Below are 9,973 nucleotides of genomic sequence, written 5' to 3'. Positions count from 1 at the left end.
GATTCCCCGGCGCCGTCGCCGGCCCACAGTCCGAGCACGTCCTTGTGCCCGGCCAGATCGACCCCGATCGCGGCGTAGAACGGTCGGTTGGCGACCTGACCGTCGCGCACTTTCACGCTCAGCGCGTCGATGAAGATTGCGGCGTAGACGGAGCGGCCGCGCGGTCCACTCCGCCATGTCGGCCAGGACCTTGTCGGTGATCCTGCTGATGGTGTCCGGGGAGATCTTGGCGTCGTAGAGCTCGTCGAAGTGGGCGGCGATCTCCCCGGTGGTCAATCCCTTGGCATACAACGACAACACGATCTCATCGACCCGGGTCAACCGGTGTTGATGCTTTCTTGACGATCTGGGGCTCGAAGCTGCCGCCGCGGTCGCGGGGCACGGCGATCTCGACCGGTCCGACCGTGTCGGTCAACACGGTTTTGGTGCGGGTGCCGTTGCGTGAATTCGGCGCCCCCCGCCCGGCCGGATCGTGCTTGTCATAGCCGAGGTGATCGGCGAGCTCCTCTTCCAGCGCGGTCTCGACCACCGTCTTGGTCAGCGCCTTAAGCACCCCGTCAGCGGTATCGGCGAACGACACCCCGCGGGCCTGGGCCGCCCGCACCAGCTCGCGGGCCGTCGCCAGCTCCTCCGGTGTCGGAGAGCTGACCATCACTTCATCATCGTGGACATCGGCTGTTGCTGTCACAGCCCTCATCGTTTCGGTCATCGTGGACCTTCCCCGCCAGGCTCACACCCGGCGTGTCGGGCCACTTACACCGAATTTCGGATACTCCCTCGCGGTGGTGTAGCGCCGCGCGGTGTTGTGGGAGATGCCGAAAACGAGAGAGACAGATGCAGCAGGTCGGGGCCTGCGGTCAGCGCTTCGTGAAGGATTCGGTCGGCACGGATGCGTTCGATCGTGAACCCATTGTCGCTCAACGATTGTTTCACCGATGTTTGACTCACCGGCGTTGTGCGCAATGCAGTTTTCGTCGTGAGTAGAACGTGCCGGTTCGGAGTGTGGGGCCATCTGTCCCGGCGGTGGTCGAGCCATGTGATCAGCGCTCTGTGGGTGAGCTCGCCGAGCCGTTGGTTGTCCAGCAAGGGTGATCCGCCGGTTCGGCAGGTCAATGTCGTCGAGCACCAGTTTGCGTATAACGCTTGTGCGGCAGGCATGTTCGACGCTCAATGCCACAACTAGGCGTGCACGCGGTTCGCTCGCGAGCTGTTCGATCGAGCGCACCTCATCATCGGTGATGGGCACGAGGTCTTGGTCTACTGGTTGGCTCTTCAAACCCGCTGTTGGGTTGCTGAAGACCAGACCATTCTTCTTGGCGTGCCGGAACAGCGACCGCAGCGCCTTGATCAGATTGTGGCACTGGTTTCCCTGAAACGGCCGCAGCGTCGCGTCGACGTCGGCCCTGGTGACCTCCCTGAGATGGTCGTAGGAGGTGGACCAGTGCGCGAGAAGGGGCCTGACCGCGCCGAAGTAGCTGTAGAGGGTCCTGGGCGATCGTGGGCGAGCACGTGCGCCGCCGACCAACAGGGTAAGGAGCCAGTGGTGCGACGGCTCGGCGAACCCTGGCGGAAGTTCCGCGGTGACGCGGTCGATCCAGGCACGGATCGGAGGTTCGGTGTCGTCTGTCAGCAGGTCGAAGTGGGAGAGGATTTCGACAAGCCTGCGACGGGACGCGAGCCGATGCGGCCGTGTTCGAACCTCTTTGAGCGGCACGCGATCACCGGGGGGCCGACCGGCCAGAAGGGTGACCAGGGCGTCGAGGCATCGGTTTGTGGTCTCACCGCACCAATCGTGGGCGGCAGCGCGTTCCCGGGCGTATACCGCAGCGGCCACGAGCACGGGGTCGTCGGATTCCAAGGCTGGATGCCGCCGGGGCGGGCGAGCAGGCAGTCCCGCCTTTCCGCGATAGTAGTGCGCTTTTTTTGAACAGCTTCTGCCGCAGTATTTTTGGTCGCGGCGACCGTTGGCTGGCAGTTCGGCTCCGCATTGCAGGCAATTCATCGCGGCGGCAGCGACCTTCCCGTCCGAGCGCGCGGGGTGACGGGACGTGCCTCACCGGCCGCAGCGGCGGCCTCCTCGCTACCCTTCGGCGTGGGTGCGGCCACGGTTTCGGGCTCGGGGATCAGCAGTTCGTCGATGGCGCAGTCGAGCACGGCGCAGAATACATCGAGATCGTGGAGCTTGATGGCGTTGGGGTTGCCCGACCACAAGCCCGACATCTTGCCGGCGCTGATCACCAGGCCGCGCTCGGCCAGCATCCGTTGGAGTTCGCTGGCCTTCCAAATGCCGCGGTTGGCCGCGGTCAGGCGTAGATTCCACTTCATTGAGCCAATCCTTAAGTTCGTAGGTGCAGTTACTTCGTGTTGTTACGTTGTGCTGTGACCCAGGCATCTTCGACGTGGGTGGCGTGGACGTGGATATATCGAGCCGTCGTGGCCGTCCAGGCGTGACCACATAATTCCTGGATGGCGAACAGGTTCATTCCGCCGAGGTAAAGCTGGGACGCGCAGAAGTGCCGCAGCACATGCGGGGTCAGCTTCCCCGACCACGCAGGCAGATGCCGGTCCGCCGCCTCCGCCAACGATCGGCGATAGACGTCAGCTGTCGCGCGCATGCACGTCCCGTCGATGTTCTTGCGTTCGGACGGAAACAGTGGCGCGGCATGGCTATTCGGGTCGATATCGAACAGTCCAAGCACGTCTTCGATGAACCATCTCAGGCTGCGGTCGGCGCCGTTGATCAGCGGCACCAGTCGCGGTTTGGGGCCTTTGCGGCGTGATCCCTTGCCGTGACGGACGTTCAGCTTGCCGAACCGCCCCAGCTCCCACCGCACATCGTCGAGGTCGAGCATCCGCGCCTCGTTGATGCGCAGTCCCACGTCGGCCGCCAGCCGGGCGACCGCGTAGTTGCGGGCGGCCGGGGCGAACTTGCGGCAGGTGACCAGGCTGGATTCAATCGGTCGTTGCAACACCGGCTTGCTGAAGTGAGTGTAGGTGTTCGTTGAACGCTTCGGCCGGGGTGCGCCATCCGAGGGTCTTGCGTGGTCGGGTGTTGAGGGTGTGAGCGATCGCCGCGATGTCGTCGGCGTTCCACCGGGATAGGTCGGTGCCCTTCGGAAAGCATTGGCGCAACAGGCCATTGGTGTTCTCATTCGTGCCACGCTGCCACGGACTCTTCGGGTCGGCGAAGTACACCTTGACCCCGGAGGCGATCGAGAACTGGGCATGCGCCGACAGTTCCTTTCCCCGGTCCCAGGTCAGCGACCGGCGCAGTTCCTCGGGCAGCGAGGTGATCGTCTGCGCTAGGGCGTTGGCCATCGTGAGGGCGCCGTAGCCGGCCAGAGCCGGCCCGTTCTTGGTCCGCGGAATCAGCCCGTATCCGGCCTCCCGCGGAAGATGGATCAACATCGTGAACCGACTGCTGCGCTCGACCAGCGTGCCGATCGCGCTGCGCTGCAACCCGATCAGCAGATCTCCCTCCCAGTGTCCCGGGACCGCGCGATCAGCGACCTCCGGCGGCCGAGCGCTGATCAACGTCTCCGGCGTGACGTGCGCCCACGCTTTCTGCCGAGACCGTGCCCGCGGCACCCGCAATGCCCGACCCCGGCGCAGGCAGGTGATTAAGTCCCGCTTGAGCGCACCGCGGCTTTGCACGTAGAGCGCTTGGTAGATGGCCTCGTGGCTGATCCGCATGGATTCATCATCAGGGAAGTCAAGCTTGATCCGATGGGCGATCTGCTCAGGACTCCATGCTGTCACCCAGGCCCGATCCCCTCGGTGCGGCTTGTTGCGTCCCTTCCACGGCGTCGCGGCCGGACCAGCCATGATCTGCCCGTAAGCGCCACGAACGACACCGGAGAGCTTGTCCTGGACGTACTGGCGCAGCCGGTCGTTGCCGACCAGCTTGGCCGTCTTCGGGCGCCTCGCCCGCCTTTCGGCATGCCACTGCGCGACCGAGGCCTTGTAGTCGAGCCGATACGTGCGCGTCGAGGCGTTACGGCGCAGCTCACGCGAGATGGTCGACGGCGCCCTGCGCAGCCTCCTGGCTATCTCGCGCACTCCGGCACCATGGGCACGCCATAAAGCGATGTCTTCGCGCTCATTCGAGGATAGGTAGCAGCCCGAAACAGTTTCTGGCAAGCGTGGATTCACGCCGCCAGCATGGCGGAACCAGCGGAACCCGACCGGCGAAGACACGCCCGCTTCGGTAGCGGCGTCCTCGGTCATCGCTCCGGCAGCGATCCCCGCCCAGAACCGGACCCTGTCCTGCCGCCAGGCCACCGACGGCCGCCCCGGGGAGGGCATCTGCCCCCGATACGCACGAACCTCCAACTGCCGCTTCCCATACGCCACCACACACCTCCGAGGAATCGAGGTGTTGCAACGACCGATTGAATCCAGCCAGTTCCTGGCGCCACCCGGCGAACAGCTGCTCCACCTCGTCGGCGGTCGGAGGGATACGCAGCTGCGGATCGACCGAGGCTCGCGGCCGGTTGATCTCGTCCAGCGGGCACTCGACGACCCGACCTGTCATGTTGTGCAGGTCGATCTTGTGCCGAAGCTCCAAGAACTGGAAGTACACGGTCAGTGCCGCCGCCCGCCCGGTGCGAGTCGAGGGGTTGGCGTCGCGCAGCACCTTGCCGAAATAGACGTCGACATCGGCGGGCCGCATCTCCCACAGCGGCCGGCCGAACCAGTCGTGGATCAGCTCGAGGTGGTTGATGTCGTTGCGGATCGTGCTGTCGACCAATCCGGCCGACGCCCGTGCCAGCACGAACCCGGCCAACACATCGGTCTCGAAGTCGGCAAGCTCCTCCTCGCTCGCCGGTACTCGATGTTCCCGCAGATCGCGGACCACAGCCAGAGCCAACCCACGCCTCCTCGACTTCACCTAAAGTGAAGAAACATCATCTGATCAACTATTCAGTCAGCAAGAATGATGCCGGTTCATCAGAGAGTTTTGATGGAGGGACACGCCAACAACGGCTGTTCCAGGCGTTGAAAGGGCTAACGGGCGATACCCGTGGGCTCAGGAACTCGTCGACTGTTGGCTAACGTGACTAAGCCTCTCTCTCTCCGACTCCGACTCGGAGTGACGAAGACGAAACTGCGTTCACGCTCGTTGCGCATCTTGCAACGCAGTGCCTGGCCCACCGATGCCACCACCCGCCGCTCGCTCAGCCGCGATTTTCCGTGTTCGTTCACATGGTCGACGACGACGCGGACACTGTCCTGCACGTTGATTCTCTCCTGGAGTTGTGGGATCCAATCAGCAACTCTGACGGCCGGACATCACCTCGGAGGCATCCGTACTGCGCCATCGAGACGGATCGTCTCGCCGTTGAGCATCGGATTCTCAACGATGGCTACGACCAGGTGTGCGTACTCGGCAGGATCACCGAGTCGGTTTGGGTGCAACGTCAGCGCCTTGAGAGCGGTTAGCGCAGCCTCTGGAAGTGAGTTGAGAAGCGGGGTTTCGAACAGCCCCGGAGCGATCGTGTTGACCCGGATCAAGTACGACGACAGATCACGCGCGATCGGCAGCGTCGCCGCCATCACACCTCCCTTGGAAGCGGAGTAGGCCGCCTGCCCGATCTGGCCGTCGAAGGCCGCGCCGGAGGAAGTGTTGACGATCACGCCACGCTCGCCGCCGACGGGGTCGTTCTGCGACATTGCGTATGCGCCCAGGCGCACGACGTTGAAGGTCCCGATCAGGTTGATCTTGATTACTTTCTCGAACGCGTCGAGCGGGAAAGGGCCCTTCTTGCTGACGGTCTTGGTGCCATCGCTGACGCCGGCGCAGTTGACGATGATACGCAATGTCTTGTCCGCGTTGGCGATCTCGATGGCCCTGGTCACTGCATCCTCGTCGGTGACGTCGGCGGGCGCGAACCGGACGGTGTCGCCGAGGAGGCTTAGCGCGTCCGTGTTTGCATTGGGCAGGTCGACGGCGACCACCCGCGCTCCGGACCGCGCCAGCGTCTCCACCGTCGCCAAACCGAGCCCGGACGCGCCACCGGTGACGACCGCGCTGCTAGCTGCGATGTCCATTCGGCTGCTCCTTTTGTGTGTCTGTCTACAGGCTTCGCGCGATCAGCACCTTCATGATCTCGTTGGTGCCGCCGTAGATCTTCTGCACCCGAGCCGCCGCATACATCTGCGCGATCGGGTATTCCATCATGTAGCCGTATCCACCGAAAAGCTGCAGGCACTTGTCAGTGACCTCTACTTGTTTGTCAGATCCCCACATCTTGGCTATCGATGCGGTTGCGGCATCGAGTTTTCCGTCGAGGTACCGGCCGGTGCAGTAGTCGATCAGCGCCTTGCCGGCCAGCACCTCCGCCTTGCATTCGGCCAGCACGAACTTGGTGTTCTGGAAGGCGAGGAGGGGCTTGCCGAACGCGGTGCGCTCCTTGACATAACGGATCGTCTCTACTACCGCCGCCTCCGCCATCGCGATCGCCTCGACCCCGATGGTCAACCGCTCGCGCGGAAGTTGCTCCATCAACTGGGCGAAGCCCTTGCCCTCAACGCCGCCGAGCAGGTTTGCGGCCGGCACCCGCATGTCGGTGAACGCAAGCTCCCGGGTGTCCTGGCCGTGCTGGCCGACCTTCTCCAGAACCCGGCCGCGCTGGAAACCCGCCAGCCCTTCGGTTTCGGCCACCATCAGCGACAGTCCGGACTCAGTTTTGGCCACGATCACCACCAGGTCGCAGTGGGAACCGTTGGAGATGAAGGTCTTCGAGCCGTTGATGACGTACTCGTCGCCGTCGCGAACCGCGGTGGTGCGAATCGACTGCAGGTCTGACCCGGTGCCCGGTTCGGTCATCGCGACGGCGATCACCATCTCCCCGCTGACCATCTTCGGGATCCAGCGCTTCTTCTGCTCCTCGGAGGCATACTCGGCGATGTAGTGGGAAGCCAGCGTCGAATGCACGGAGAAACCGAACGCGGTGTCGTGCGCGTAGGCGCGCTCCTGCATCACCACCGCCTCGTGACCGAAACTGCCGCCACCACCGCCGTATTGCTCGGGCAGGTCGAGGCCCAAAAGCCCGGCAGCGCCGGCTTTGTTCCAAAATTCTCGGTCCACCTTCTGCTGTTTCGCCCACCTGGCTTGGTTGGGAGTCGCTTCCTTGCGGAAGAACTCGGCGGCGTGCTTGCGCAGGAGTTTTTGATCCTCGGTCTCCCACGGAACGACGTAGTCCGGGAATAAGAGTCCGGGCATGCTTTACCTACTTTCCGGTGAACTGGGGCGCGCGCTTGGCGAGGAATGCCGCCTGGCCCTCGTGACTGTCGGCGGAATGCACCGCCACGTAGAAATTCCGTTTCTCGTGTTCGAGTCCCTGCGTCAGTGATGTCTGAAACGCGTGCACAGCGGCATCCTTGGCCAGCGCCACCGCTAGCGGGGAGTTCGTCGCGATCCGTTGCGCCATCGCCAGCGCCCGTGGCACGGCCTCGCCGTCGGCGACGACTTCGGCTACCAACCCTGCATCGCACGCCTCCTGGGCCTTGATGGAATCGCCCGTCAAAAGCATTGCCATAGCCTTGGATTTGCCGATCGCCCGAATGAGGCGTTGAGTTCCGCCAGCGCCAGGGATTGCGCCGATCTTCACCTCGGGAAGTCCGAATTGGCCCGACTCGCCGGCGATGACAATGTCGCAGGCCAACGCCAGCTCACAGCCGCCCCCGAGTGCGTATGTCTCGACCGCGGCGATGACCGGCTTCGGAAACGCAGCCAGTATCGACCAGAAGCTCTCATTGGACTCTCCGGTGACCAGTGGCCGGGCCCGGATCTCGTCGAACGCCGTGATGTCGGCGCCGGCGCAGAACATGCCGTGGGCGCCCGCGATGACCACGGCCAACACGGCCGTGTCGGACCGCAACGCCGCCAGCTCGGCCCCCATCGCGCCCAACAGCTCGTCGTTGAGGCTGTTCTTCGACTTCGGGCGATTGATCTCCAGCAGGGCCACCGCACCGTCGCGAGTCGATCGCAAAATTTGTTTGTTCACGTGACCGCATCCCGGTAAACGTCGGCGTGTTCGGCCCGCAGGATCTTCTTGTCCAATTTGCCGACACTGGTGCGCGGCAACGCCTCGACGAAGAGAACCGCGTCGGGCATCTGCCACTTGGCGAACTGCCCCTGCAGACAACCGACGATGTCATCGCGGGTCAGCACGCCACCTTCGACGGGCACGACGATGGCCAGCGGACGTTCCTGCCACTTCGGATGGCTGATCCCCACAACCGCGGCCTCCTTCACCAGCGGATGTCCGACGATGGCGTTCTCCATATCGATAGAGGAAATCCATTCACCGCCGCTCTTGACTACGTCCTTGAGGCGGTCGGTGAGCTTGAGATACCCGTTCGGGTAGATTGTGCCGACATCGCCGCTGCGCCAGTAACCGTCGAGGAAGCGGTCGGCGTTGTCGTCGTCGTCGAGCTGGTGGTATCGCTCGATGACCCAGGGCCCACGCATCAGTACCTCGCCGACACTCTTACCGTCGTGCGGCAGGTCATTGCCGTTGTCGTCGACGATCCGGATGTCGATACCGGAAGCGGGCAGCCCTTGAAAACGCTTGAAATCCCATTTCTCGTCGTCGGTGATCGTGCCCTGCAGGGACGGTTTGATGCCCATGTTCATCGTGATCAGCGGCGTCGTCTCGGTCGCACCGTAGCCCTGCACAAAATCGGCGCCGGTGAGCTCGTGGAAATCGCGCATCAGCGACTTCGCCGGCTCGGTCGCACCGGACAGCAGTCTCGTCCTGCTGAAATCTGGCTTCACAGCAAGGGTCTTGATGTAGTCCAGCATCGGCTGGAAAATCGCCGGTGCGCCGTTCGCGACGGTCACATTCTCCGCGATCATCACGTCGACGAGCATTTGCGTGTTCTCGGCCAGGTAGCGGCCGGGTAGGATCACCTTCGCCGCGGTCCACATCGCGGTGTGCGGAAGCCCCCACGACTGGCCGTGAAACATCGGGGTGATGAGCATCGCGGTGTCCTCGCGACGGAGATTGATCGCTGCTGCCATCGCCATCGCGTGTAGGTAGCTGCCACGATGCGAGTAGTAGACGCCCTTCGGCCGACCCGTCGTTCCCGATGTGTAACACGCGCTGTAAGCAGAGGTTTCGTCGATGACCCGCCAGTCGATCTCGGTGTCGGACTCGGCCATCAGGTCCTCGAGGTGAAAGACGTTTTCCAGCGTGGTGTCGATCTCGGTGAGCGGCTTATCCGACATTACGATCCAGCCCTTGACCTTCGGCACGTGTGGAGCCAACGCCTCGGCGACCGGAAGGAGTGTCTCGTCGACCAGGATCCATTGCGCCTCGGCGTGGTCAGTGACGTAGCTCAGGTCTTCGGTGGCCAGCCGCAGATTCATCTGCAGCATCACCGCGGCGATGCCGGGAATGGCCCAGCTGAGCTCAAAGTGCCGCTTGCTGTTCCAGTCGAGCACTCCGACTGTGTCGGCCGGGCCGATCCCTATTCCTCTGAGCGCGTTCGCCGCCCGCTTGACCCGAACGTACAAGTCTGCGTAGGTGTACCGCTGCCAGTCGCCCTCCGTGGTGCGGTAGACGACCTCTTGCTCGGGATAGGTGCGCGCCGCATGTCTGATCAGGTTGGTGGTGTTGAGCTGGTAGTGGTCGCCGTGCGTCGACGGCACGCCCTTCACGATTTCCCTGACCATGTCTGTGCCTTAGATTCGTTCGATGATGGTGGTGTTGGCGGTTCCGCCGGCCTCGCAGATGGTCTGCAGGCCGTAGCGCTGTCCGGTGCGCTCGAGTTCGCACAGCAGATCGGTGAGCATGCGGGCCCCGGTCGACCCGAGCGGATGCCCGATTGCGACCGAGCCTCCGTTGACGTTGAGCTTGTCATCGGGAATGCCGAACTCGCGTTGCACCATCAGCGGCACCCCGGCGAAGGCCTCGTTGACCTCGAACAAGTCGATGTCGCTGACACTCAGGTTGGCGCGCTCGAG

At 63.6% G+C, this 9,973-nt stretch carries 8 protein-coding genes and 4 pseudogenes; all 12 read right to left on the bottom strand.

Annotation, left to right across the window (positions count from 1 at the left end; genetic code table 11):
* A pseudogene (locus tag HMPREF0591_RS34650) lies at positions 1–300 on the bottom strand (transposase); the annotation flags it as partial.
* Positions 301–304: 4 nt separating this feature from the next.
* Positions 305–688 carry a transposase gene (locus HMPREF0591_RS34645; protein ID WP_057969888.1) on the bottom strand — a complete coding sequence of 128 codons (384 nt, stop codon included), beginning with the start codon at positions 686–688 and terminating at the stop codon, positions 305–307.
* A gap of 42 nt (positions 689–730) precedes the next feature.
* A complete protein-coding gene (locus tag HMPREF0591_RS30840; protein WP_224112882.1) occupies positions 731–1,858 on the bottom strand; it encodes an integrase in 1,128 nt (375 codons plus the stop codon).
* 140 nt (positions 1,859–1,998) lie between these two features.
* Entirely contained in the window at positions 1,999–2,325 is a 327-nt protein-coding gene (locus tag HMPREF0591_RS10185) for a helix-turn-helix domain-containing protein (RefSeq protein WP_007168431.1), read from the bottom strand.
* Positions 2,326–2,354: 29 nt separating this feature from the next.
* Positions 2,355–2,945 (bottom strand): annotated as a pseudogene (locus HMPREF0591_RS10180) (tyrosine-type recombinase/integrase); the annotation flags it as partial.
* A 7-nt stretch (positions 2,946–2,952) separates the two neighbouring features.
* Positions 2,953–4,305 (bottom strand): IS30 family transposase, encoded by a 1,353-nt coding sequence (locus HMPREF0591_RS10175; RefSeq protein ID WP_046184758.1) that lies wholly within the window; start codon positions 4,303–4,305, stop codon positions 2,953–2,955.
* A 97-nt stretch (positions 4,306–4,402) separates the two neighbouring features.
* Positions 4,403–4,870 (bottom strand): annotated as a pseudogene (locus HMPREF0591_RS34565) (site-specific integrase); the annotation flags it as partial.
* Between the two features lie 422 nt (positions 4,871–5,292).
* On the bottom strand, positions 5,293–6,051 hold the full coding sequence (locus HMPREF0591_RS10165) for an SDR family NAD(P)-dependent oxidoreductase (protein WP_007168427.1): 759 nt from the start codon (positions 6,049–6,051) through the stop codon (positions 5,293–5,295).
* A 25-nt stretch (positions 6,052–6,076) separates the two neighbouring features.
* Positions 6,077–7,225 (bottom strand): acyl-CoA dehydrogenase family protein, encoded by a 1,149-nt coding sequence (locus tag HMPREF0591_RS10160; protein ID WP_007168426.1) that lies wholly within the window; start codon positions 7,223–7,225, stop codon positions 6,077–6,079.
* A gap of 7 nt (positions 7,226–7,232) precedes the next feature.
* Positions 7,233–8,009 carry an enoyl-CoA hydratase/isomerase family protein gene (locus tag HMPREF0591_RS10155; RefSeq protein WP_007168425.1) on the bottom strand — a complete coding sequence of 259 codons (777 nt, stop codon included), beginning with the start codon at positions 8,007–8,009 and terminating at the stop codon, positions 7,233–7,235.
* Positions 8,006–9,682: a long-chain-fatty-acid--CoA ligase gene (locus HMPREF0591_RS10150; RefSeq protein ID WP_007168424.1), complete on the bottom strand. Its 1,677-nt coding sequence runs from the start codon at positions 9,680–9,682 to the stop codon at positions 8,006–8,008. The genes HMPREF0591_RS10155 and HMPREF0591_RS10150 overlap by 4 nt, the downstream gene beginning before the upstream one ends.
* 9 nt (positions 9,683–9,691) lie before the next feature.
* Positions 9,692–9,973: pseudogene (locus HMPREF0591_RS33790) on the bottom strand (steroid 3-ketoacyl-CoA thiolase); the annotation flags it as partial.

The organism is Mycobacterium parascrofulaceum ATCC BAA-614, assembly GCF_000164135.1.
Lineage (GTDB): Bacteria > Actinomycetota > Actinomycetes > Mycobacteriales > Mycobacteriaceae > Mycobacterium > Mycobacterium parascrofulaceum.
Note: the sequence above shows the minus strand (reverse complement) of the source record. Positions and strands in the feature narration are given on the sequence as shown.

Excerpts from the sequence above, each read along its gene's own strand:
- HMPREF0591_RS10175 (WP_046184758.1), bottom strand. The coding sequence starts at position 4,305 with ATGCCCTCCCCGGGGCGGCCGTCGGTGGCCTGGCGGCAGGACAGGGTC.
- HMPREF0591_RS10165 (WP_007168427.1), bottom strand. The coding sequence starts at position 6,051 with ATGGACATCGCAGCTAGCAGCGCGGTCGTCACCGGTGGCGCGTCCGGG.
- HMPREF0591_RS10185 (WP_007168431.1), bottom strand. The coding sequence starts at position 2,325 with ATGAAGTGGAATCTACGCCTGACCGCGGCCAACCGCGGCATTTGGAAG.
- HMPREF0591_RS10150 (WP_007168424.1), bottom strand. The coding sequence starts at position 9,682 with ATGGTCAGGGAAATCGTGAAGGGCGTGCCGTCGACGCACGGCGACCAC.
- HMPREF0591_RS10160 (WP_007168426.1), bottom strand. The coding sequence starts at position 7,225 with ATGCCCGGACTCTTATTCCCGGACTACGTCGTTCCGTGGGAGACCGAG.